Origin of the sequence: Diplocloster modestus (assembly GCF_019042245.1) — a bacterium.
GTDB classification, from domain to species: Bacteria; Bacillota; Clostridia; order Lachnospirales; family Lachnospiraceae; genus Diplocloster; species Diplocloster modestus.
Genome location: NZ_JAHQCX010000002.1, coordinates 59,782 through 82,586, shown reverse-complemented (window position 1 = coordinate 82,586; position 22,805 = coordinate 59,782). Strand labels below are relative to the sequence as shown.

Sequence of the window (22,805 nt, the reverse complement as noted above, 5' to 3'; positions counted from 1 at the left end):
AGGAAAAGGTATGAGAAGGTTATTTTCAATGTTATTGGTGGTTGTCATGATCTGTGGCATGCTGGCAGGATGCCAGAGCAAGAGCGAGCCCGCCCCTCAGGAGACGAACAAGGCGGCGGAAGATACGAAAAAAGAGGATGCCGGTGAGACGGCGAAACCTGAGGAATCGAAAGCACCCGAGGCGGGTAAGGATCTGCCCAAGGTAGCCTGCCTGCTGAATGGGAATCTGGGGGACAAATCGTTCTTTGATTCGGCCAACGCGGGTATGAAACTGATCAAGGATGAACTGGGATGTGAGACGAATGTAATCGAGATGGGCTTCGATAACACAGTTTGGGAGACGACTCTTTATGAAGTTTCCGATCAGGATTATGACATTATCATTGTGGGAACTTACCAGATGCAGGAAGTACTGGAAAAAGTCGCGCTGGAATACCCGGATAAGAAGTATATTATCTTTGATTCCACAGTTTCCTATGACAAGGGGGATTACAGCAATGTATACTCGATCTCCTTTAAACAGAATGAAGCGTCCTATCTGGCCGGCGCCCTTGCCGCTATGATCGCGGCGGATGACAGCCTGCCGCTCTCCAACGGGGAAAAGATGATCAGCGTGGTGGCAGCCATGGATATCCCGGTACTGAACGACTTTATCGTTGGTTATATACAGGGAGCGGAGGATACCGTGCCCGGAACCAAAGTCGCGGTTTCCTATATCGGAGATTTCAACGATACGGCAAAAGCGAAAGACCTGGCCAAAGCACAGTTTAATCTGGGGTCCAGCGTGGCTTTCAACGTAGCCGCTCAGGCAGGCCTTGGAATGATCGAGGCGGCTGCCCAGAATGACCGCTATGCCATCGGCGTGGATGCCGATCAGGCAATGGCATTAAAAGAGACCCAGCCGGACCAGTCCAAAGTGATTGTCACATCGGTGCTTAAGAATATCGACCAGGTACTGCTCCTGTCCGTGAAGCGGCATATCGAGGGAACCCTGCCTTACGGCAAGGAAGAGGCCCTTGGAATGGAAGAAAATGCGGTGGGCCTGGCCGTCAATGAAGTTTATGATGGGATCGCTACCGCAGATATGAAATCCAAAGTAGAAGATCTCCAGGCTAAAATCCAGGCTGGAGAGATCAAAGTGCCGTCCGCATTTGAGATGACAGAGGATGAAATCAGCCAGCTGAAATCCAGCGTAGCACCGTAACAAAAATCGATACCTAGCAGTTATAACAGAATAAGGGTGATTGACAATGACCGATCAAGAACAAATAAAACCGATCCTGGAAATGCGGCAGATTTCTAAAGTTTACGGAAATGGAGTATACGCCAATCAACAGGTCAGCTTATCCGTCAACAAGGGTGAAATCCATGCGCTGGTAGGCGAAAACGGAGCCGGGAAAAGTACGCTGATGAAGATACTGTTCGGTATGGAGAAGCCGGACCAGGGAGAGATCGTGCTGGAGGGTAGGATAGAGACGTTTCGTTCCCCGCAGGATGCCATTGCCCGGGGAATCGGCATGGTTCACCAGCATTTTAAACTGGTGGACTCCCTTACTGTCACGGAAAACGTGACGATGGGGTATGAGCCGGTCAAGCGGGGCTTTATTGACCGAAAAATGGCGAAAGAAAAAGTGAGTAAGATCGCGGAGCTGTTTGAGCTCCAGGACGATCTGGACACCGCTACCGGAAAACTGCCGGTCGGGATCAAGCAGAAAGTGGAAATCATCAAGGCCCTGTACCGGGGAGCTCAGATCCTGATCCTGGATGAGCCTACGGCCGTGCTGACGCCTCAGGAGACCGAGGAGCTGTTTGACCAGCTGATGAAATTGAAATCCCGGGGTTACACCGTAATCTTTATTTCCCACAAACTGCGGGAAGTGAAGCAGATCTCCGACCGCATCAGCATTATGCGCCAGGGGAAAATGATAGACACTGTGGACACGGATGGGATCACGGAACAGGAGATCTCCTCCCGGATGGTAGGGGCGAATTATTCTAAAAATCTAGCCAAGAAAGCAGCAGAACCCAAAGAGGTTCTGCTGCAGGTAAAGAATCTGACCGCTGTGGGAATGAACAAAAAAGAAGTGGTAAATGATGTAAGCTTCAGCGTCCGGGCCGGTGAGATCACAGGGATCGCCGGTGTGGAGGGCAACGGGCAGAATGAATTGATCCAGATGATTACCGGATTGAGAAAGATAGACCGCGGAAGTGTCTGCGTCATGGGCCGGGATACCGCGAAGCTGTCCATTCAGGAACTGCGGGAACTGGGCATGTCCTATATTCCCAGCGACCGTATGGAAGACGGGCTGGCTGTGTCGATGTCCATCGGGGAGAATCTGATCTCCACGAAATTAAAGGACCGGCGGCTATACCGGCACCACATGCTCAGCAAAAAGAAAATCCGGGATATGGCCGATGAGCTGATCCGGGATTACCGGATCAAATGCGATTCCCAGGAAACGCCGGTATCCATGCTGTCCGGCGGGAATATGCAGAAAGTGGTGGTTGCCCGTGAGTTTACGCAGCAGGCGAGGCTGATCATCGCGGAACAGCCCACCCGGGGGATCGATGTGGGCGCCGCCAAATTCATCCATGAAGAGCTGATCCGGCTGCGGGACGAAAACTGCGCGGTACTGCTGGTGACCGCGGATCTGGAGGAACTCTATCAGCTGTCGGATCATATCCTGGTGATGTATGACGGGCGTTTTTCCGCTTATTTTCCGGAACCGGACCAGGTCTCGGAGACAGAACTGGGCAATTACATGTTAGGAGTCAAATTACAGTCGGAGACTGAGATCAGGAGGGGTTGCCATGAAGAAGAAAAATCTGCTGTTTAGCTCGGCAACTACCGCTCTGGCTATCGTAATATCCCTGGTTATCGCCCTGGTGATTATCCTGTGTGTCAGTGAACAGCCGGGGCAGGCGGTCAGTGCACTGCTGCTGGGGCCTTTGCGGTCTACCCGACTGATCGGTTCCATATTTACCACAGCGATACCGATCTGCTTCACAGGACTGGCGGTCTGTCTGATGTTCCAGGCATCCATGTTCAATATGTGTGCGGAAGGTTCGTTCTTTTTGGGCGCATTGGCTGCGGCCGCATTTGCCACAAAAGTGCCGCTGCCCGGGATCCTGGGACTGCTGGGGCCGATGCTCGCAGGAGCGGCAGTAGGCGCCCTGCTGTGTCTGGTACCGGCCTGGCTGAAGGCTAAATTAAACGCCAGTGAGATGGTAGCCTCCCTGATGTTAAACTATATTGCGCTGTATTTGGGACTGTATGTGCTGAATACCTACTTAAGGGACCAGTCCTTCGGCGCTCTGGCTTCTGAGAAGCTTCCGGATCAGTCAAAACTGGATAAGATCATACCGGGTACCTCCATACACAGCGGCATCTTTCTGGCGGTTTTATTTATCGTCATCTGTTTCCTGCTGGTCTACAAGACCTCGCTGGGGCATAAGATCCGTACGTATGGGCAGAACCCCCGGTTCACCAAATATGCGGGGATCAAGGTGGGATCCGTGATCGTGCTCTCCCAGGTCCTTGGAGGGGCTATCGCGGGTATCGGAGGTTCCGTGGAAGTCATGGGGATGTATGAGCGGTTCCAGTGGACTTCCCTGCCCGGCTATGGATGGGATGGGGTGATCCTGGCTATCCTGGCCAGGAACAAACCACAGTTTGTTCCGTTAGCCGCCATCTTTTTGTCTTATCTTCGGGTCGGCGCATCCACGATGGCATCCAACACGGATGTACCCAAAGAGCTGATCACCGTAATCCAGGCGATCATGATTATGCTGATCACTGCCACTGCTCTGTTAAAGGGCATGAAGCAGAAAATGGTGATAAAGGAGGCGTTGTCAAGTGGGACAGATTCTTGAGATTATATTCACGGCGGATTTTCTGCACTCGATCATCCGGCTGTCAACACCGATCTTATTCGCCACCATGGCGGCGCTGATCTCAGAGCGGGCCGGCGTTATCAATATCGGCATCGAAGGAACCATGCTGTTTGCCTCCCTGATGGGAGTCGTCGGCAGCGCTTTCACAGGAAATGTCTGGCTGGGAGTTTTATGCGCGATGGTATCGGGAATCGCATTCTCGGGCCTTCTCTCCTTTTTCCATTTAAAACTGGAGACAGATATCGTATTGACCGGAATTGCCCTGAACCTGATGTCCAGCGGCCTGACCATCTTCATCCTCTACATACTGACCGGGGACAAAGGTGTGTCTACAAAACTGGCCAGCAAAGCAGTTCCCAATATAGACATTCCGCTTATTAAAGATATCCCGGTGCTGGGCAGTATCCTGTCCGGCCACAGCGTACTGACCTATCTTGCGTTTTTCCTGGTCATCGCGTTAGCGGTCTTTCTCAAAAAGACAAAACTGGGAACCTACATACGGGCAGTGGGTGAGAACAGTGATTCCGTAGAAACCGCCGGTATCTCCGTGAATATGGTGCGGCTAAAAGCCCTGCTGATCTCCGGCGCTATCTCCGGGCTTGGCGGCGCGTTTATGTCGATGGCTTATGTTAATATGTTTACGAAAGATATGGTGGCAGGAAGAGGTTTCATCGCGCTGGCGGCGGAAGCCATGGGGCGCGGTGTGCCGGGATTGTCTATGCTCAGCGCGCTGTTCTTTGGGATGGCGGACGCTCTTAGCAATAACCTGCAGCTGTTTAATATGCCCAGTGAGCTGACCAGGCTGATGCCTTATGCGTTTACGATCGTGGCGCTGGGGATTTATGCGGCCAGGGAGCAGCGGAAAGCGAAGGGGTAGGAATTAGGGGGACTTAGGGAGGACTTAGGGACGGTCTGAGAGGTAAGGGGCGTGCCTTCGGGAGCCGGCCGGCAAATCCTGCGGGGCCAAATCACTTCGGCCGGGCCTAAGAACGGCTAACTCCGAAGGCGGGAGAACCTCTTATTGGCAGGGCCCGGAACAAACTCGCCACAGGACGGCTCGGACAGTGTTCCGGGCCCTGCGAGGTTCTCCCGCCTTCTGCGTAAGCCGTTCTTAGACCCGGTCTCAAGTGATTTGGCCCCGCGGGATTTGCCGGCCGGCTCCCGAAGGCGCGCCCCTTACCTCTCAGACCTGCTTTATGATAAGCTATTTTTCAAGTTCTTATAAATTGGGTGGTACTGCTGGAGAGTGTAGAGCTGGAGAGTGTAGAGCGATAGGCTGTCTGTTGGAATTTGAGGTTCTTGGTGTTCATAGTGGATTGCGTTTTTGTGGACAGTGAAGATGGTCTGGATTCGCTTTCTGCTGCCGGAGTTTTGATTTTTCTGTAGAGTAGGTAAAGGAGGAAAGGACATCGCTGTGAGATTTGCCGCCTGGCCGAGAGGATAGGCCTTTTTATTTTTTACGGCTTTTATTCTATGAAATTCTATTGATTGTAGTCGCTGGAAATAGTTATTTTATATATCTTTCATAAAATTTTCATCTTTATTTTATTGAAATCTAAAAAGAAATCGTTCAATATTATAAGAGTAAAAAGTAGTAGCGCTTGTAATAACCTCGCTGACTATTTTTCATGCAGTGTAGGTATGCGGCTAAAAAACGGCTGCTAAGTGCTCATAGCTATAAAATTTCAGTCCCTGAATTCATTTGTTTTGTCTTATGAGGCGATTCTGCCGAGTGTTTTCCCTGGTGAGTTGGAGAATTTAATTTAAAAATCCGAAAAGGAGGTTTTTTGTCTATGTCTGATTATCCGGAGCCTGTTACGGCCTATAAGGACCGTATGTTTATCCATCTGTTTTCTGACCGTATCCGTCTTCTACAGCTGTATAATGCTGTTTGGGGAACCGAATATGATAACCCCGAAGAGCTTCAGGTTAATACCCTGGAGAATGTGCTGTACATGAATATGAAAAATGACGTGTCCTTTTTGATGTGTCAGGAAGAGTTGTCACTGTATGAGCATCAGAGCACCTATAATCCGAATATGCCGCTGCGCGGTTTTCTGTACATAGCCAGGTTGTATGAAAAGTTAACAAAAGGTACAGGATTATATTCGACCAAACAGATACGCCTGCCTAATCCTCAGTATGTGGTATTTTATAACGGCCTGGCAAAAATGCCGCGGGAGTCTGTTATGAAATTATCGGATGCGTATATAAAGAAGGAAGGAGAACCGGAACTGGAATTGCGGGTAAGGGTCATTAATATTAATTATAATGAGAATCCGGAATTTTTGAAAAAGTGTCCGATTCTTTTGGATTATAGTTATTTCGTGGAGCTGGTACGGTCTTATCAGCAAAGTTTTCCATTGCAGGAAGCCATCCGCCGGGCTATAATAAAAAGTAAAGAGGAGAACGTGCTGAAGGATTATCTGGAGGAACATGGTTCGGAGGTGGAAAATATGCTGATGACGGAATACAGTCGGGAACTGGACATCGAAGTGAACCGGAGTGAGGCGAAAGAGGAAGGAAAAATAGAAGGGAAAATAGAAGCCATTCTATTATTATTGGAGGAGTATTCCCTGGCGGTTCCTCTGGCGGACAGAATCCGGAGGGAAGAGGACCCGTTGGTTTTGGACGGCTGGCTGAAGGCTGCGAAGAAAGCATCGTCACTGCGTGAATTTGTGGAATTGACCGGATTAGACGATCATTGATGTTTACTATTAAATTTTAATTCATAGGGGCTGTCGGAAAATAGAATTTGTATACCGGATATAGATGTGAATCTGCAATCATGTTGTATATTTGGTATGACATATTCCTTTCATGATGGTCTCTTTTCTGTCATAGGAATGTTGTCCGGCGGATATATAGTTATTTGGGCGATTGTACTGTGCAGGGTATGCCCTTCTTACGTTTTTTACGGCTCAGACCTGGGATCCGGTACGTTTCTTGCGTATCTTATAGTATAGAATTAGAACCGATAGCCCCTATTAATATAAGGATTCCTTCTGGTCGTATTCGTAGAAAAGGATGGAGAGATATAGGGTGATCCGGGTATCGATGTCTTCTAAACTGCTGTTTAGGAGTTTTTTTATGCTGTTGATCCGGTAGATCAGGGTGTTTCTGTGGATAAATAAAGCTTCGGAGGTTTTTAGGAGGTTTCCGTTGTTTTCTATAAATTTTTTTAGGGTTCCGATAAATTCGGAGGAATTATTTTCATCGTGTTCTAAGAGGATATGCAGATAGGGCATATAAAAGCGTTTCCGGTCTTCGGAACTGGAATATTGAAAGAGAAGCCGGTACATGCCAAGCTCGTCAAATGTGACAATTCGTTTTTGCGGTGAGAAAAATTCCAGGTATTGGTTCAGGAAGAGTATTTCTTTCCAGCATTTTCGGATACTGGTCAGCTCGGGATAGCAGGAGCTGATTGCCAGAGAAAGATGCTCATCCTTGTAGCGGGTGCAGATCAGCTGGAATGTGGATGTGACGACCTGAAATACCTCGTCTTTTTCGGAATAATCTTTTACGGAACAAAAACATAAGATCTGATTGGCGTAATACATGGGGGTTATGGAATACTGGTTTTCGTAGAGGTTCTCGATGGCCTGGAAGGTTTCCTTGAGCGCGGACAGGATGATGGAATTTTTTGTCTTTTCAGAGTGTTCCCGGATAGAGATAGAGAACAGAAAGTGATAGGTCTTGATACGGACTCCGTATAAGCCGGCCAGATCCCGGAGCGGGGCTTCTTCTTTTTCGGATGAGAATACCAGCATTTCGGTAAAAGTGGAGATCTTTTTACTGAAATCGTCGGAAACGGTAATGGCGTTGATGATTTCACGGGTGACATCGATCAGGCGCAGATTCCAGGGCATGGAGAAGAGAGGAAAGGCCATTTCGTCTGCCAGCCTTATCATTTTTGGGGGGATCTCGGGTATGTATTTGTTGCCGGTTATGATAATCAGGCCGGCAAGATGTTTCTGCAGGCAGTCATGGAGCAGTAAGAGCAGGCCGTCTTCGCTGACATCGATCCCGGCACCGGTTATGAAAAGCAGTTCGCCGCCGTGAAGCCACTGGGAAACGGACGATGTGGTCCCGGTGTAGGGCCAGATAACCGGCCGGTATAAACCCAGTTCCCCGGCGATTAATTTTATCTTTTTAAAACTGTTCAGTGACAGAAGATCGTGGCAGGTTATCGACATAACGCTCCTTCTTTCCTACTTGATTCAAATACTTACGCGGGTTTCCAATCTATTTTGATAGTAACGAATTCAATCGGGCATGTCAATTGACATATATAATAAAAACTGCAACTCGGTATGTACTTAAAGTACAAAAAATAAAAGTATAATTATACTTTTGAAAAACTAAAATATAAATTATTATTGGATTCTACACATATTGCTCAATTTAAAGAAAGATTATACAATATATTTATCGAAAACGTCCTAATAAATGGCAACCATAATTAAAATATGATAAGCCATAAGCGGTGCGGGAAAGGATAGGCGTAAGGATGGCAGATCGATGAAAAGAAAAGGAGGAGGCTATGGAATTAAAAAACGAAATACCAAAGTATATCGTTATCAAGCAGGATATTCTGGAGAAAATCGCCTCAGGCGTCTACGTGTGTGGAGATGCCATACCTAATCAGCAGGAGCTTTCCCAAAAATATAATGTTAGCCGGGTAACCGTCAGGGAAGCCGTCAACGAATTGAAGGCAAGAGGAATTCTGATATCCATAAAAGGGAAGGGCACGTTCGTCGCGGATAAGATCGACAGTTATTATGGGACGAACAGACTGGGTGGTTTAAGTCAGAATAAATCCCAAGAAAAGGGGGAACTGCATTCTAAGGTGCTGTCGATCGAGGTGGTACCGGCCAACAGGGGAATCGCCCAGAGCCTGAAGATAAGAGAGGGAGAAACTCTGATCAAGATACACAGGCTCAGATATCTGGATGAGGTGTGCATCGCATCGGAAGAATCTTATCTGCAGTACCAGTATGTAAATGCAATTGATTTCTGGAATGCGGATCTGGAACATAGCTCCTTGTATTCTTTGCTGCGGGAACAGGCGGATATTGAATTCAAATGTGCCGAGGAGGAGATCCATCCGGTGCTGGCGAATGACTTGCTGGCACAATATTTCAACATCGAATATCTGACACCTGTTTTATATGTAAAACGCGTAACGATTACGGATGACGGCATCCCTCTGGAATACTGTGACAATTATGAGCGCGGGGACGCAGCTGGTATCCGGATCCGTACGATATCTATTTAAATCTATGAAACACAATATCAGGAGGATAAAAGATATGACTTGTAACGAGAAAATTCTTGGCAGTTTACTGGGAGCGGCAGTTGGAGATACCATGGGTGCCCCGACAGAGATGAGAACCAAAGCACAGATCGCGGAAAAATTCGGAGGCTATGTGACAGAAATCCTGACGCCCCCTTCCGATACGTTTGCAAGAGGTGCAGAGGCCGGATTTGTGACAGACGATTTTAGCCTGGCTTACTTTACCGCGGAAACGATACTGAAAAACGGCGGAAAAATCGATGAGAAGACTGCGGTGGAGTCGCTGCTGTGCTGGGCCGGACATGAAGAATACTATGGTAAATATGTAGGGCCTACTACGAAGGCCTCGATCAAAAAGCTGCTGGGGGAAGAAACAGTTGCCACCTATCCATTCCTCAAATATGATTGTGCGAAGGCGACTAACGGTTCTGCAATGAAGATCGGAGCGGCCGCGCTGTTCAGCCCCGGTGATGTGGATAAGGCGATAAAGGATGCGATCACGATCTGCCTTCCTACCCATGCAAATAACCTTTCGCTGGCCGGCGCCTGTGCCGTAGCGGCCGGTGTCGCTAAGGCGATGGAACCGGACGCCAATTTGTTTGACGTGGTAAAAGCCGGGCTGTATGGCGCCCAAAAGGGAAATGAGCTGGGAAGCCAGGTGGCTACTGTGCTGGCAGGCCCGTCCGTGGAGAAGAGAATCCGGCTGGCTGTAGATTTGGCGCTGAAGGCAGAATCTTTGGATCAGGCGATTGAGGATATCGCCGATTACGTTGGCAGCGGACTGATGGTGTATGAAGCCGTGCCGGCTGCTTTTGGACTGATGGTGGCCGCGGATGGAAGGCCGATGGATTCGATCTGCGCCGGAGTGAATGTGGGATATGACACGGATACTACCGCTACCATGATCGGAGCTATGGTTGGGGCGCTGTATGGGATAGACGGTTTCAGACAGGAGCATCTGGAACTGATCGAGAGGAAAAACCAATTTGACTTACGAAAAATGGCCGATGCAATTGAGGCTACCTATCATAGGTAAAAGAAGAATATAGCGGATCCGGACAGGAAATGATGAAAGAAGCAAAATATAGTGGGTTAGGCAAACAGAGATGGAAGAAAAATATATAGTGGCCCTGGGAAGGGTTTGTGTAGATGAATATTATATGACCGAAGAATGGCCTCTGATGGGGGATAAGAAGTTTGTAAAACCGCTGGAGGCAAGGATCGGAGGTATGGTGGCCAACGCCGCAAGTGTTCTGGCCGGATATGGCATGGAGGTCTGTTACCTGGACCTTCTGCCGGAAGCTGCGCCGTCTACGGATATGATACTGGAAGATTTCAGGAACTATTCCGTATCCACGCAGATGATACAGTTCGACCCGGATATAGCGGAAACCAAGTGTATGATTTTCTTGAAAGAGGCAGAGCGGGTGATATTTATCACCGAGGTAAAAAGGCCGCCGATCCGGCTGGAAGGAGAGGCCCGGGATTTGTTTTTTCATGCGCCGTATCTGTATTCCACCCTGCCTGACTTACAGGAGCTGGATTCCTGCGACAGGGTACTGGCTGAATACGTGGCGGGCGGTGGGAAGATAGCTGTTGATGTGGAAGCGGATTCCTTTCAAAGTAATGAAGAGGCAGACCGTTGGTTTTCCTTTTGCAGCTTTGTATTTATGAATCAACAGGCGTTCGAAAAGTACCGCGGTGATTATGACGGTTCACAGGCGGCCCGGCATCTGCTGGAAAAAGGGCCAAAGCTTCTGGTAGTTACGAAGGGCAGCGATGGATGCGCTGTGATTTCGAAGGATCAGGTGTTTAACCGGGAAAGCTTCCGGGTGCGGGCGGTCGACACGACAGGGGCGGGAGATACCTTTAACAGCAGTTTCCTATATGGAATGATGCAGGGGTATTCTCTTGAAAAAGCCGCGGAATTCGCCAGCGCTGCCGCGGCGAGGGCAGTGACGGCCATTGGACCCCGCACCGGCGTGGCGAAAGCGGCGGACGTGGAACGGTTTATCAGAGAATATCAGGTGTAGTGTTTGCAGCAGGTAAGGGGGAATGAATTTTAATGAATGAGAAACCAATACTTCAGATCAGACAAGTGGAAAAGAGATTCCCTGGGAACTATGTGTTGAGAAAGATCGATCTGGATGTATATCCGGGAGAAGTTCTGGGGTTGATCGGAGAAAATGGGGCCGGTAAGTCAACCTTGATGAAGATTATTACAGGTGTCTACAGTCTGGACGACGGAAATATTACTTTTGAGGGCCGAAAGGTATCCTTTCAGAATACAAAGGAGGCGCTGGCCAGCGGAATCGCCATAATCCATCAGGAGTTTAATCTGTTTCAGAATCTTTCTGTGGCGGAGAATATATTTCTGGACCGGGATGGATACCATGATAAATGGGGAAGGGTGGACTGGAAGAAAACAAGGCAGGAGGCCCGGCGGATACTGAAGGAACTGGGAGCGGAATTCGATGTGGATACCCAGGTGTCGGAGATCGGCGTGCGGGAACAGCAGCTCATAGAAATCGCGAAAGCGATCTCTTCCAATGCCAAAGTTATTATTATGGATGAACCTTCCGCAGCTTTGCCGCAAAATGAAGTCGGGCATCTCTTCGAAGTAATCCGTCTCTTAAAGGAGCGCGGCTGTTCTATCATCTATGTATCGCACAGGATGAAGGAGATCGAAGAGATCTGTGACCGGGTGGCGGTTCTTAGAAACGGAGTGAATGTGGGGACGATGAAGCTGGCAGAGACGAATATGCATGAGATCATTTCCCTTATGTGCGGGCGTGAGATCACGGATTATTATCCGCATGCACAGCTGGATCCGGGAGAAGTGGCGCTGCAGGTGGAAGGGCTGACGAATCAGTATGTGAAAAACGTAAGCTTCCGGGTACATAAAAAAGAAATATTGGGAATTTACGGCCTGGCTGGTTCTGGTTCCGTTCAGCTGGCAGAATGCATTTTCGGCCTGAACCGCTTCAAGGAAGGGAAGATCGTTACAGTTAAGGGAACGGCTGCAAAGCATACACCGGAGGAAGCCATGTCTCTGGGGATCGCCTATGTACCGCCGGACCGGAGAAGAGAAGGGATTATCAAAGAGCTTTCTGTAGAGATGAATTTTATCCTGCCACAGTTACGAAGATATTCAAAGTCCGGATTCCTGATGCAAAGAAAGATAAAAAGCAGCACGGAAGAGTATATGAAACAGTTAAATATCCTGGCGGTAAACAGCCGGATGCTGCTTGACAATCTGTCGGGCGGGAATCAGCAGAAAGTGGTTCTTGCGAGATGGCTGGATGTACAGCCAGATGTCCTGATCCTGAACGAGCCTACCCGGGGCGTGGATATCGGGGCGAAAGTGGAGATCTATGCGTTGATTGATAAGCTGGCGCAGCAGGGGCTTTCTATTGTCATGATTTCCTCTGAGATTCCCGAGGTGATCGGCATGTGTGACAGAGTGATTGTAATGAATAAGGGTAGAATCAGCGGGACATTTGAAAGCAGGGAATTGAGCCAGGAGGTCCTGTTGAATACTGCGTCTGTTACGAAGGGGTAGGTTCAGTGAATCTATTTCCGTAGAATTTACGGCGCGGTAAACGCGCCACTGGAGGAAAAAATGAAGAAGAAAAATAAAATATTAGAGTCTCAGGAATTTATGATTTTAATATTTATCATTGTGGTTTCGATTGTTTTCGCAGTGATTTCGGATAATTTCAGTTCTCCCAGCAATATACAGCTGATATTTTCCCAGGTGGCCATCAATGGGATCTGTACGATCGGAGTATCCATGGTTGTATTCTTAGGTGGTATTGATTTATCTTCAGGATCGATCCTGTCCCTGTGCGCAGCCTGTTCCGGAATGATTGTAAATACCGGGATGCCCCTGGTGGTTACGATACTGTGCAGCGTGCTGATTGGCATGAGCTGCGGCCTGCTGAATGGGTTTCTGGTGGCAAGGCTTAGGATTCCGCCGATTATTGCGACTCTGGCGTCTATGAATATCATAAGAGGCTTGGCTATAATCGTTACGGGGGGAGACTGGATTACCGGTTTTCCGGAATCTTTTAACGGTATCGGACAGGGGAGAGTTTTTGGACTGCCTATCCCATTTCTGATTTTTCTGGCAGTCACGGCTTTGGCAGCCATTCTCTTCCGTTATGTGAATATTGGGCGTAAGATCTATGCGGTTGGCGGAAATATCGCGGCTGCGGAACTGGCGGGACTGGATGTAGTCAGGGTCAAACTGTTTGCTTACATTTTATGCGGTGCCACGATCGGATTGGCCGGCACCATCTATGCTTCCATGGTCGGCACCATCAGCGCGTCCACGACGGGCAGCTCCCTTGGATTTCAAATCCTGGCGGCAGCTCTGATCGGAGGCCTTAGCATTAACGGCGGAAAAGGCACCGTGCTGGGGTCATTCCTGGGTGTCGTACTGCTCGGAGTGATAAAGAACGGCCTGATCCTTTCTAAAGTATCGGAATACTGGATCGATGCGGTTACGGGGGCCGTTATATTGATTGCACTTACGATTAACGCGGTTCAGATTATCAGACGGCAGAGGAGGGTTACCATATCATGAGTAAATGGAGAGAATGGAAACTGTCTTCCGGTTTAAAAAGTATACTGTTGATGATCATTCTGATTCTGGCGCAGCTCATCTGGTTTTCGATACAATCCCCTTATTTCCTGAAGATCGGGAATATCGTAAATATTGCCAGGCAGATTGCTGAGATCGGAATGATAGCGATCCCCACATCGATTCTGATTATCGCCGGCAGCATCGATATGTCGATGGCTTCCACCCTGGGTTTTTGTGCCATGGCGTTTGGTATGATGATGAATGGCGGCATTCCGATCTGGGCGGCGGCGGTACTGACCATCCTGGTGGGAGCGGCTATCGGCGTGTTTAATGGCTTTTTTGTAGCCGTGCTGAATATACCCGGAATCGTATCCACCATCGGTTCCATGGTGTTAATCAGGGGAATGTGCTATATCATCAACAGGGGAAATCCGGTGAACGGTTTCTCAGAGGGATTTATCAAATTCGGCTATGCGGATGTATTGGGGATACCGGTATCGTTCCTGGTCATGGCGATTCTGTTTATGGCGGCAGCTATATTGCTGCAGCGGTCAAACTTCGGGATTAAGGTATACGCCATAGGAAATAATGAAGTATCGACACGATTCTGCGGAATAAAAACAAACCGGTTTATGTGGGGACTGTTCATACTCAACGGGATGCTGATCGCTCTGGCCAGCATTTTCCTGCTGGCCCGCCTGGGAAGTGCGGAAGCTAACCTGGGGCAGAATTATGACCTGGATGTCCTGGCCTCTGTGCTGATCGGAGGAATCAGTATCCTGGGCGGAAAAGGGAATATTGCCGGTGCGTTTCTGGGGCTTCTGGTAATCGGCATTCTCAGAAACGGACTTAACATTATCGGTGTATCCGTATTATATCAATCGATTATTTTAGGCGTACTGCTGATACTGACGGCAGCTAAATGGAAAAAGGTCAAAGACTGATTATGGTTATAAGATTATAGGTATTCAGATATGGACAGAGGTATATGGTTACTCAGAAGGTTTATAAAAAGGGAGGTATTTTCATTATGAAAAAAGTTTTAAGCATAGCAGCACTTTTACTTACCACGGTAATGGTAACCGCAGCATGTGGTTCTAAGGAAGCTGCGCAGCCGGCGGCCCCTGAGGCAGGGAAAGAGCAGTCCCCGGCAGCGGATTCCCAGGGCAGCGAAAACGGTGAGAAACCGCTGTATTTCGTAAATCCGAAATCGATCGGGTATGCCTACTGGGATCTGGCACAGAAAGGCGCGGAAGCAGCGGGAACCGATGTGGGGGCAGAGGTGGTCTTTAACGGCACGACCGACGTAAACTCCGCAAAACAGATCGATATGATCGAGGACATGATGACCCGGGGAGCTACAGGCCTGGTGGTGGCTCCCAACGATGCGAAGGCTGTAGCCTCCGTATTCTCAAGGGCCCGCGCGCAGGGGATCAATGTGATCACGTTCGACTCCGACGCTCCTGACACCGAACGACAGTATTATGTGGGCGCCGATACGGATCAGAAGCTGGCGGAACAGCTGATCGATATCATAGCGGAAGATATCGGCGGTAAAGGGAAAATTGCGTTTATGGTGGCCGGCCTCGGGGCAGAGAACCAGATCGCTAAGATGGATGCAGCGAAAGCAAAACTGGAGGCGGATTATCCGGACATTGAACTGGTAGCGACGGTATCCAGTAATGATGAGATGCAGGTATCGCTGACAAACGCACAGAATCTGTTAAAGACTTATCCGGATCTGAAAGGTATCGTAGGTTTCGCTGGCGGAGAGGCCCCTTCGGCGGCGGAAGCAGTGGAGCAGGCAGTGAATGCCGGCGAGCTGGAAGCGGGGCAGGTTAAGATTACCGGAATCGGCTGGCCGAATATGTGCCGGGACTACATTAAAAATGGTACCATCAATAAAGTGTTGGCCTGGCAGTCGGAGACTCTGGGATACGCGGGAGTATATCTGCTGGATTGCCTGGATAAAGGGATTAAGATCGAAGGGGAAATGAAAATGCCGAATGGGAAGACGATTACCATTGACGGACCGAACGCGTTTACCGGACTGATTGTCATATCCAAAGACAATGTGGATGATTATGATTTCTAAGATGTGATGTATATAATATGTGCGGAAAATCGCTCGTATGGAGGAAAAATGCTTAAAGAGATTATTGATGTATCAAAAGCTGATTTAACACAGTTAGGCAAAGTATATCATCTGGATCGGGCGGCAAACAGCGGTGCGGGATGGGAATCCACAATTACGTCTGATACCCCGGTCAGGGAGAACTGCAAGATTGGGTTCGTAAGGTCTATACAGCTTCCGGTATCCGTGGACAAGATGGAGAGGCACTTGACGACAAAAGAAGCGATGATGGCCGCATCGGATGATATTGTGGTGGCGCTGGCGCCTGCCTCAGGCGAAAAAGCCGATGATGCCCCGGATATGAAGAAATTGATCTGTGTATTATTAAAGCCGGGAGATGTGCTGGTGGTAAAAAAAGGGGTATGGCACTCTGCCTGCTACGGTTATAACCATCCTGCAATGTATTACTTTATGTTTGAGGATTTAAACGAACCGGTGATCTGGACTAAGATCATAGATGGCCCATGTGAGATTCGATTGTAATGTTCCTGAATACCTATAATTTGTATAATATACGATTGTCTATATGGCAGCGGGCCGCAGGGGAACCTGGGGCTGGCTGCTGTTTGGGTATTCCGAGAGTAACAAAGAGCGGTATCCTTGGACAAAGGACTATAGAAGTTATTTAACCAGAATATCACCCAGATAAGGACGTACGAATTCATCGTGAATATATACGGCAATAAATACTTCCGTTATCAACAACAGTAAAAACAGGGATAGATATAGGGTGTGCCATCTTGTTTTACTCATATGTTCTTACCATAGACTAATTGGTTTATCGTTATATTATATAACTGACACATCTCGATGATATCTCCGATACGTGGTTCACGATGATCAGTTTCCCAGTTACTTAAACACTGCCTTGATATATTTAATATATTTGCAGCCTCACATTGTGTGAATCCGGCGGCATGTCTGTAATGAGATAAATTCTTGCCCAACTTCAAAGTCTGACGCCTCCTTTTGCATAACAACATATATATACGATAAATAGTACATGTATTTGATCGACAAAAAAGACCGCGGTAGGCAGCCTTTTCTATAAAGATATCTTACAAATCAATATAAAATCAAGGTCTGAACATTCAGATCAGATTTTTAAAATATTATATATCATAACAGGATTTATTTGTGCTGAAATTGTCTTTAAAATGACAAAATATGTCCTTATATAATTAAGATGAATATTAATTGAATGGTTTGATAAAATCAGATATTAAATTAGGAGGTCTGAGCCGTGGGGGTTTGTACCGTCACTACGGAAGTACCGCAGAGATATTTCAGGCTATTGTGGAGCATCTGATGTATCAGCAGGCTGATGAATTTGCGGAGAAGATCCGGCAGGGAATATCTGCTGTGCAGATACTTGAAGAAGTTTTCCGCAGATATGAGACAGAAATGGCCGACAGTAAACATTCGTTGAGCATTGCTATATATGAATATTTCACTAACCCCGAAGTTTCAGAAAGTAACCGGCCGCTCTTTGTACAATACGAACATTCGAAAAAAATGTGGAAAGAGCTCCTTAATTATGGAATACAGCGGGGAGAGTTTCAGAACGTGGATACCGACGCAGTATTTGAATTAATTATATATGCCTATCAGGGGGTGCGCATGTATAGCAGGCTTATATCCATATCCACTGAGGTGCCCGGCAGAATGCTCAGACAGATAAAATCTATATTAATAAAATAAAAGGGAGAGTGAAAGCATGCCGCCTGTTTTTTTCCGCCAGTCCATACAAAATCCATATATTACTATAGAAAAAGGATCCAATGCCAGTGTAGCTGATACGGATGAACGAAATACCGGTGGATCCGATATCCGTCAGCCGACTTTCCGTGAATATTCAGGAAAAGTAAGAGATAAATATGATAGAAATCGAAGCCAGGCCCTGATCAATCCTGCAGATCTGATGAAACCAATCGAGGGCTTTCCCGATATCTGCATCACAACATTTTCAAAAAAAATAATCGACAAGACAGCAGCACTGGCGAACGCAGAAGTAATTACAAATCTTGTGTCAGCAAATGGCCTCAATCCAATCTATCGGATCCGCTGCGCGGGCAGAGACTTTGCACTGTATTGTTCGCGGGTAGGCGCACCGGCCAGTGTGTGCGAGATGGAAGAAGTCATAGCCATGGGTGATGATAAATTTGTATTTTTCGGCAGCTGCGGCGTATTGAATGATGCTGTCGTCCGGAACAGGATCATCGTACCAAACGGTACGGTCCGGGATGAGGGGACCAGCTATCATTACACGGACCCGGAAGATGAATTGGTTCCTGACCCTAAGATGACTGAGATTCTGCGGTCCAGCCTGGAGGAGTTGCGATGGCCCTATGTAGCAGGGAAGATCTTCATCCAGTTCTTCTTCGGAGCGGATAGTATGGACGAGGAGGTTTGGCATTCCAATGACCTGACGGATTATGGAATCAGAAGCGCGGACAATTATATGAAACTGGCTGTTTCCTGCGGGCTGCGCCTATCATGCGCATAACTTTCCTCCTTGCGGGAAAAAGGAGCAGAGGCGCTCTGGTCAAGCGGCCCTGCTCCTCTTCGGCGGAGTTAGAAACCTTTGTTCATCGTATCTGTTACTCACCGTTTCCCGGATCTTATGAAGAAAAATATTGTAGATTTATTTTACCGCATTCTCAGCAAATTCCGTGGTAACCAGGTCGGCGTACGGTACCCGCTGGGAAAGTTCGCCGGCTTCTTCCAGGATATTCTGTAACAGGGTGAAGCTGTCTTCCTGGAAAATAAGATCCGCTTTCCAGGTATCCTGGCTGTAATACCGATTGACAATGGTGGTAATGGTCTCCAGATCCGTATCTTCAAACTGGGGAGCGATCACTTTGGCGATCTCCTCCGGGGTATGGGACTGTACGAAATCCATCCCTTTCTGGAGTGCGTTGGTGAAGCTTTGAATGATTTCCGGATTCTGTTCGATATAGCTTTGTCTCGCGCTGTAAGCGGTGTAGGGAACATAGCCGCTGTCAACCCCAAGCGAGGTTACGACATAGCCGTCGCCCTGCTGTTCCAGCAGTGTCGCGGAAGGCTCGAATTCCACGGTAAAGTCTCCCTGGCCGCCGGAGAAGGCTGCTCCGGTGGAACCGAAGTCGATACTCTGGTCAATATTCAGGTCCGTGGCTGGATTAATGCCGTTTTTCTTTAGGATATACTCGAAAACCATCTGAGGCATACCGCCTTTTCTTCCGCCAAGCACGTTCTTACCTTTGATATCATTCCAGGAAAAGTTATCCATGGGCTGTCTGGCCACCAGGAAATTTCCGGCCCGCTGTGTGAGCTGGGCAAAATTAACCATGTAATCTTCACTGCCCTGATTGTACACGTAGATAGAAGATTCCGATCCCATGAAGCCGATATCCGCTTCCCCGGAGATAACGGCGGTCATGGTCTTGTCAGCTCCAAAACCACATACGAGATCCAGGTCGATGCCCTCGTCTTTAAAATATCCCTCTTCGATGGCCACATACATCGGAGCGTAAAAGATCGAGTGGGCAACTTCGTTCAGCGTGACTTTCGTAAGTCCTCCGCCGCCTTTGTCAGACTTCGAACCGCAGCCGGCCAATGAAGTCACCAGCAAAACGGCAGCAAGTAACAGATACAACCATTTCTTTTTCATATGATTCCTCCTAAAATTTGAACAGTATATTATATTAGCGTAGGACAGAAAATGTGCGAATTTATTTGACAGAATGTAAAAAGTCGGCTAAAGTTTTATTCGTAGCAAGGTTTAATCAATGATAGATTCAGAAAAGAGGAAACAATCGTGAATTTCGTATTGGATACTCATACCCATACATTGGCCAGCGGCCATGCCAAGAACACCATACGGGAAATGGCCGCCACAGCCGCCCAGCGGGGAATCCGGCTGCTCGGCATCACCGAACACGGCCCAAAATCCCCGGGAGTCTGCAAAGAATATTATTTTAACAGTTTAAAGCTGGCCAGCCGGAACGTATGCGGTGTCGAGCTTTTACTGGGCGCGGAACTGAATATTCTGGACACTTCCGGGCAGGTGGATCTGCCGGACCGGACCCTGCGGGAACTGGATCTGAACATCGCCAGCCTCCATACCCCCTGCATCTTGCCCGGTACCAGGCAGGAGAATACCCAGGCTTATATCCATGCGATGCAAAATCCCTATGTCGATATTATCGGCCATCCCGATGACGGCCGCTATCCGGTCGATTATGAGGCTGTCGTGCAGGCGGCGAAGGACTACGGCGTACTGCTGGAACTTAACGAGAGCTCCCTGCGCCCGGAAAGTTCCAGAAAGGACGCCGGTAAAAATGACAAAGAGATGCTGAAGCTTTGTATCCGTTATCAAGTCCCCATCGCGATCGGCAGTGATGCCCATTGCCGTGAGGACGTGGGAAATAACAGCTATGCGCTGGCTCTGCTTCGGGAACTGCAGTTCCCGGAACAGCTGGTCTTAAACGGGTCCGTGGAACGCTTCAAAGAACATCTGCGCACCCGCCGCTGTAGGACAAAATAATCGTCGTCAATGGCAATCAGGAAAGAAGGAAATAGCATGAATTATGTATTAGACACTCATACCCACACGGTCGCCAGCGGCCATGCGTACTGCACGATCCGGGAGATGGCGAAAGCGGCCTCGGAAAAAGGACTTGAATTACTGGGGATCACAGAACACGGCCCTATGATGCCAGGCAGCTGCCACGAGTTTTATTTCAGCAATATCCGGGTCGTAGACCGGGAACTATATGGAGTGGAAATGCTATTCGGTGTGGAGCTGAACATCCTGGACTATAACGGCCGAGTAGATATGGAAGACCGCCTGCTCCGGAAGATGGACTTAAACATCGCCAGTCTTCACACCCCCTGCGCCGCTCCGGGAACCAGGGAAGAAAATACGGCTGCCTACATCAATGCAATGAAAAACCCCTACATAGATATTATCGGCCATCCAGACGACCGCCGTTATCCCATAGACTACGAGGCTCTGGTCCGGTCGGCCCGGGAACGCCATGTGGCGTTGGAAGTCAATGAAAGTTCTCTGCGCCCCGGCAACTCCAGAGTGGACGCGAAAGAATTCGACGTGGAAATGCTGAAATACTGCCGTCAGTATAACGTGCCTGTAGTGGTAGGAAGCGACGCCCATTTCGACACCGACGTAGGTAATCACAGTTTTGCCGAAGCGCTGTTTAGGGAGACAGATTTTCCGGAAGAACTGGTCCTGAACCGGTCTGTTGAGGCTCTTAAGGAATTTGCGAATAAGTATAAAAACAGGTAACTACGTAGAAAATCAAAATTCTGACCAGCAGGATTCGTGGAAAACCTGCCTGAATACGGCTCAGACAGTGCTCTTATTCAAAAAGTGGAAATATTTGTATGAACCTTCTGGACTTTAAAATTTCACTGTGCTAAAATAACAAATGAGGACTATTTGTAAAGGAGCATATGCGGTCATGAGTAAAAAGATCAGAACTGAAGCCGTTGACCATTTATTTGAAGCGATCTTAAGCTTGAAAGACAAAGAAGAATGCTATACATTCTTTGAAGATGTCTGCACGGTCAATGAGCTGTTGTCGTTATCCCAGCGTTTTGAAGTAGCCAAAATGCTCCGGGATCACAAGACCTATCTGGAAATCGCGGAAAAGACCGGGGCGTCAACCGCTACAATCAGCCGAGTAAACCGTTCGTTGAACTATGGGAACGATGGGTACGACATGGTATTTGAGAGAATGGAAGAAGAGTAAAAGATGTTATCCTCAAAGAGGAAGCGGGAGGGTTTTTGGATCTGCCGCCACAACATCCGGAATAGAAAACAGCGGGAAGTGAAATGCTTTATGACATCACGTCATAGAATTTCACTTTCCGCTGTTTTTTACTCTTTTTCATTTTGGATAACTATTTTTTATTGCTATGAGCACTTAGTGCCTGTATTATAGGCACTTACGTGCGATGCATGAAAAATAGTCAGCGAGGTACTTTCGAGCGTTACTATTTTTTATCTTTCCCATTTTCCTTCGGAAGTGAATCAATTAACTTCTCAATAATCATCTTTTTGACATAGACATCGAAGCTCAGCATGCAGATAAAGGAGAAGGTTCTCAGGAATTCCTGGTCTTTGGCTTCTGCCTCGGGGAAAGTTGACTGGGCCTGCTTGAATTTATCGATAATATCCTGTTTCAGGATTTCAATCTGTCCCTTCTCAAGGCTGAATACTTCCTGGTAAATGGATTTGATGTCATATTCACCGGAATTCTGACCCGGATGGAAAAACTCACGGGTGATGGGAGCAAGCAGATCCTGGATATCCTGAATCGTTAAAATATTTTTGAAGTAGTAAATGAAAATAAGCAGCAGTTGGTGTTCCTTTGAGTATTTCTTTTTCTCTGGCGGGGGCAGCAGCTGATTCTTTGCATAGTTATTGATCATGGTCTTGGTCAGGATCTTATCATCCGGATTACGTTTGGATGACGCGAGGTGACCGTTCATGAAAGTAGTAACCTGATCCATGTATAGTTCAATATTGGGTATGTCTTCTAATCTTATATAACTTATACGTGACAAGCTATCCAGAATACTGTTCAGCATATCATTCGTATCAATTGTCATTTTGACCTCCTGTACCGCGTTTACATCGGCTTAATCTAACGCTACAAGACACATTATATAGTATTGAAAACTAGATGGCAAGTAAAAGTCGGATTTTGTTTTTATTTTTTATAGCTATGAGCACTTAGCGGCTGTTTTTTAGCCGCTTACGTGCGATGCATGAGAAATAGTCAGCGAGGTATTTTCGAGCGCTACTATTTATTATAGCTATGAGCACTTAGCGGCTGTTTTTTAGCCGCTTACGTGCGATGCATGAGAAATAGTCAGCGAGGTATTTT

Annotated in this window: 22 protein-coding genes; 18 read left to right on the top strand and 4 right to left on the bottom strand. The window is 47.8% G+C overall.

Annotated elements, in window-relative coordinates; translation table 11 throughout:
• Positions 1-10: 10 nt before the first annotated feature.
• From KTH90_RS03200 to KTH90_RS03180, 5 genes are all read left to right on the top strand, one after another.
• On the top strand, positions 11-1,204 hold the full coding sequence (locus KTH90_RS03200) for a BMP family ABC transporter substrate-binding protein (protein ID WP_158349659.1): 1,194 nt from the start codon (positions 11-13) through the stop codon (positions 1,202-1,204).
• 46 nt (positions 1,205-1,250) lie between these two features.
• A complete protein-coding gene (locus KTH90_RS03195) occupies positions 1,251-2,837 on the top strand; it encodes an ABC transporter ATP-binding protein (protein WP_158349657.1) in 1,587 nt (528 codons plus the stop codon).
• Positions 2,812-3,873 (top strand): ABC transporter permease, encoded by a 1,062-nt coding sequence (locus tag KTH90_RS03190; RefSeq protein ID WP_158349655.1) that lies wholly within the window; start codon positions 2,812-2,814, stop codon positions 3,871-3,873. Before KTH90_RS03195 ends, KTH90_RS03190 begins: the two co-directional genes overlap by 26 nt.
• Positions 3,857-4,771, top strand: coding sequence for an ABC transporter permease (locus KTH90_RS03185; protein ID WP_158349653.1), 915 nt, complete (start codon positions 3,857-3,859; stop codon positions 4,769-4,771). The genes KTH90_RS03190 and KTH90_RS03185 overlap by 17 nt, the downstream gene beginning before the upstream one ends.
• A 916-nt stretch (positions 4,772-5,687) precedes the next feature.
• A complete protein-coding gene (locus KTH90_RS03180; protein ID WP_158349651.1) occupies positions 5,688-6,602 on the top strand; it encodes an RpnC/YadD family protein in 915 nt (304 codons plus the stop codon).
• Between the two features lie 279 nt (positions 6,603-6,881).
• Here KTH90_RS03180 and KTH90_RS03175 read toward each other — a convergent pair whose 3' ends face one another.
• The gene (locus tag KTH90_RS03175; RefSeq protein WP_158349649.1) at positions 6,882-8,090 is read right to left on the bottom strand and encodes a PucR family transcriptional regulator; all 1,209 of its coding nucleotides are present in this window, start codon (positions 8,088-8,090) and stop codon (positions 6,882-6,884) included.
• A 347-nt stretch (positions 8,091-8,437) separates the two neighbouring features.
• Between KTH90_RS03175 and KTH90_RS03170 the strand changes: the two genes are divergently transcribed.
• From KTH90_RS03170 to KTH90_RS03135, 8 genes are all read left to right on the top strand, one after another.
• Complete coding sequence (locus tag KTH90_RS03170) at positions 8,438-9,172, top strand: GntR family transcriptional regulator (RefSeq protein ID WP_158349647.1); 735 nt, start codon at positions 8,438-8,440, stop codon at positions 9,170-9,172.
• Positions 9,173-9,206: 34 nt separating this feature from the next.
• Positions 9,207-10,226 (top strand): ADP-ribosylglycohydrolase family protein, encoded by a 1,020-nt coding sequence (locus KTH90_RS03165; protein WP_158349645.1) that lies wholly within the window; start codon positions 9,207-9,209, stop codon positions 10,224-10,226.
• Between the two features lie 70 nt (positions 10,227-10,296).
• Positions 10,297-11,223 (top strand): carbohydrate kinase family protein, encoded by a 927-nt coding sequence (locus KTH90_RS03160; protein WP_158349643.1) that lies wholly within the window; start codon positions 10,297-10,299, stop codon positions 11,221-11,223.
• A 32-nt stretch (positions 11,224-11,255) separates the two neighbouring features.
• Positions 11,256-12,752 (top strand): sugar ABC transporter ATP-binding protein, encoded by a 1,497-nt coding sequence (locus tag KTH90_RS03155; protein ID WP_158349641.1) that lies wholly within the window; start codon positions 11,256-11,258, stop codon positions 12,750-12,752.
• Between the two features lie 60 nt (positions 12,753-12,812).
• The gene (locus KTH90_RS03150; RefSeq protein ID WP_158349639.1) at positions 12,813-13,778 is read left to right on the top strand and encodes an ABC transporter permease; all 966 of its coding nucleotides are present in this window, start codon (positions 12,813-12,815) and stop codon (positions 13,776-13,778) included.
• A complete protein-coding gene (locus tag KTH90_RS03145; protein ID WP_158349637.1) occupies positions 13,775-14,722 on the top strand; it encodes an ABC transporter permease in 948 nt (315 codons plus the stop codon). Before KTH90_RS03150 ends, KTH90_RS03145 begins: the two co-directional genes overlap by 4 nt.
• A gap of 86 nt (positions 14,723-14,808) precedes the next feature.
• On the top strand, positions 14,809-15,873 hold the full coding sequence (locus KTH90_RS03140; RefSeq protein ID WP_158349635.1) for an autoinducer 2 ABC transporter substrate-binding protein: 1,065 nt from the start codon (positions 14,809-14,811) through the stop codon (positions 15,871-15,873).
• A 48-nt stretch (positions 15,874-15,921) separates the two neighbouring features.
• Complete coding sequence (locus tag KTH90_RS03135; RefSeq protein WP_158349633.1) at positions 15,922-16,395, top strand: ureidoglycolate lyase; 474 nt, start codon at positions 15,922-15,924, stop codon at positions 16,393-16,395.
• 266 nt (positions 16,396-16,661) lie between these two features.
• Here the strand turns inward: KTH90_RS03135 and KTH90_RS25425 are convergent, their stop codons facing one another.
• Entirely contained in the window at positions 16,662-16,895 is a 234-nt protein-coding gene (locus KTH90_RS25425) for a helix-turn-helix domain-containing protein (protein ID WP_158349631.1), read from the bottom strand.
• A 214-nt stretch (positions 16,896-17,109) separates the two neighbouring features.
• Between KTH90_RS25425 and KTH90_RS03130 the strand changes: the two genes are divergently transcribed.
• Both KTH90_RS03130 and KTH90_RS03125 read left to right on the top strand, forming a co-directional pair.
• Entirely contained in the window at positions 17,110-17,613 is a 504-nt protein-coding gene (locus KTH90_RS03130) for a TetR/AcrR family transcriptional regulator (protein WP_238726232.1), read from the top strand.
• Between the two features lie 16 nt (positions 17,614-17,629).
• Entirely contained in the window at positions 17,630-18,418 is a 789-nt protein-coding gene (locus KTH90_RS03125; RefSeq protein WP_238726231.1) for a nucleoside phosphorylase, read from the top strand.
• A 138-nt stretch (positions 18,419-18,556) separates the two neighbouring features.
• On the opposite strand, the gene KTH90_RS03120 is transcribed toward KTH90_RS03125, so the two are convergent.
• On the bottom strand, positions 18,557-19,564 hold the full coding sequence (locus KTH90_RS03120; RefSeq protein ID WP_238726230.1) for an ABC transporter substrate-binding protein: 1,008 nt from the start codon (positions 19,562-19,564) through the stop codon (positions 18,557-18,559).
• Positions 19,565-19,711: 147 nt separating this feature from the next.
• On the opposite strand from KTH90_RS03120, the gene KTH90_RS03115 reads away from it, so the two are divergent.
• The 3 genes from KTH90_RS03115 to KTH90_RS03105 all read left to right on the top strand — a co-directional run bounded on the left by KTH90_RS03115 (position 19,712) and on the right by KTH90_RS03105 (position 21,665).
• Positions 19,712-20,440, top strand: a complete 729-nt coding sequence (locus tag KTH90_RS03115; RefSeq protein WP_158355513.1) for a phosphatase — start codon at positions 19,712-19,714, stop codon at positions 20,438-20,440.
• A 36-nt stretch (positions 20,441-20,476) separates the two neighbouring features.
• Positions 20,477-21,199, top strand: a complete 723-nt coding sequence (locus tag KTH90_RS03110) for a phosphatase (RefSeq protein ID WP_158355512.1) — start codon at positions 20,477-20,479, stop codon at positions 21,197-21,199.
• A 175-nt stretch (positions 21,200-21,374) separates the two neighbouring features.
• Positions 21,375-21,665 carry a YerC/YecD family TrpR-related protein gene (locus KTH90_RS03105; RefSeq protein ID WP_158344435.1) on the top strand — a complete coding sequence of 97 codons (291 nt, stop codon included), beginning with the start codon at positions 21,375-21,377 and terminating at the stop codon, positions 21,663-21,665.
• A 244-nt stretch (positions 21,666-21,909) separates the two neighbouring features.
• On the opposite strand, the gene KTH90_RS03100 is transcribed toward KTH90_RS03105, so the two are convergent.
• Positions 21,910-22,527: a DUF1836 domain-containing protein gene (locus tag KTH90_RS03100; protein WP_158355511.1), complete on the bottom strand. Its 618-nt coding sequence runs from the start codon at positions 22,525-22,527 to the stop codon at positions 21,910-21,912.
• Positions 22,528-22,805: the final 278 nt, after the last annotated feature.